Below are 1048 nucleotides of genomic sequence, written 5' to 3' on the forward strand. Positions count from 1 at the left end.
TTTAAAGATAAAATATAAAATAATAGAAAATATAAAAACAAAAAAGAAAAATATAAGAATAAATATTAAAAGATTAACAAAGAATTCTAGCATTTATTAACTCCTCTTAATTTTCTCTGTTTTTTCATAAGACAATTTGTAGTGTTGGGCTGATGAAATTTAATCTCATATCTTTGAGAAAAATTTCTAGCTTATAATTCTCTAAAATCTCCATTTAGTTTCACATAAAAAATAAAGAATCATTATAACCAAATATCCATTATATTCATCATGTAATGCTTTAAAATAGTCCAATTTTTCTAATTCACTCTTATTTTTAAAAAATCTAGTTTTAGATATTTTAAATCCTAAAGCTTTTTGTCCTTCAGTATAAACAAAATTAAAATAACTAGCTTACACAAATTCTGTATAATCTTTTAAATTGTTGATTTATTCCTTATATTATTATTGATAAAGATTACCACAAGCGAGCCCATCCTCTATAAACTCAAAATTCATATTACCCTCATTGCCTTCTAACACATACCTTCTAGTATTCCAATATGGACTTATATGCATATCAACAATCTTGTGTAAAGACATTTGCATATTTTTTGTTTTTAGTGCAATATTATCCATCTCCATCTTTTCTTGAAAATTTGAAGGAGTTTTGTAAGTATCATCGTAATATATAAAGCCACATTTCTATCCTACTATATTTTTTTACATGTCGAAAATCATCTATGCCGCCTAACTTTTTATCAAAATACCCTAGAATCTTATTATACTTTAGGAAGTTCATTTAACTTACACATATTCCTAAATTGCCAATAACTAGGCTCTAAATAATAAGAATAAGGAGTATAATAAAAGATAATTAAGCCTATACCTCCAAGAAAGACTAAAAACTTTGAAACGCTTTTTGTAGATTTAAAGATGATTTTATAAATAAATTTTAATATAAGATAAGAAAGAATAGTAGAAATTATAATAAGAAGTAATATATATGTCATGGGTTATCTCCTTAGATTCTCTATTTTATTAAAATTAAGATGTAATTTTGTGGTTT

At 23.9% G+C, this 1048-nt stretch carries 2 protein-coding genes; both read right to left on the bottom strand.

Features of this window, described 5'->3' with window-relative positions; all coding sequences use genetic code 11:
* Positions 1–444: 444 nt before the first annotated feature.
* Positions 445–618: a hypothetical protein gene (locus tag AJ932_RS10350; protein WP_161565379.1), complete on the bottom strand. Its 174-nt coding sequence runs from the start codon at positions 616–618 to the stop codon at positions 445–447.
* A gap of 143 nt (positions 619–761) precedes the next feature.
* The gene (locus AJ932_RS05670; RefSeq protein ID WP_070278745.1) at positions 762–992 is read right to left on the bottom strand and encodes a hypothetical protein; all 231 of its coding nucleotides are present in this window, start codon (positions 990–992) and stop codon (positions 762–764) included.
* Positions 993–1048: the final 56 nt, after the last annotated feature.

Source organism: Campylobacter sp. BCW_6873, from assembly GCF_001762365.1.
Taxonomy (GTDB): Bacteria; Campylobacterota; Campylobacteria; order Campylobacterales; family Campylobacteraceae; genus Campylobacter_D; species Campylobacter_D jejuni.

Excerpts from the sequence above, each read along its gene's own strand:
- AJ932_RS05670 (WP_070278745.1), bottom strand. The coding sequence starts at position 992 with ATGACATATATATTACTTCTTATTATAATTTCTACTATTCTTTCTTAT.
- AJ932_RS10350 (WP_161565379.1), bottom strand. The coding sequence starts at position 618 with ATGGATAATATTGCACTAAAAACAAAAAATATGCAAATGTCTTTACAC.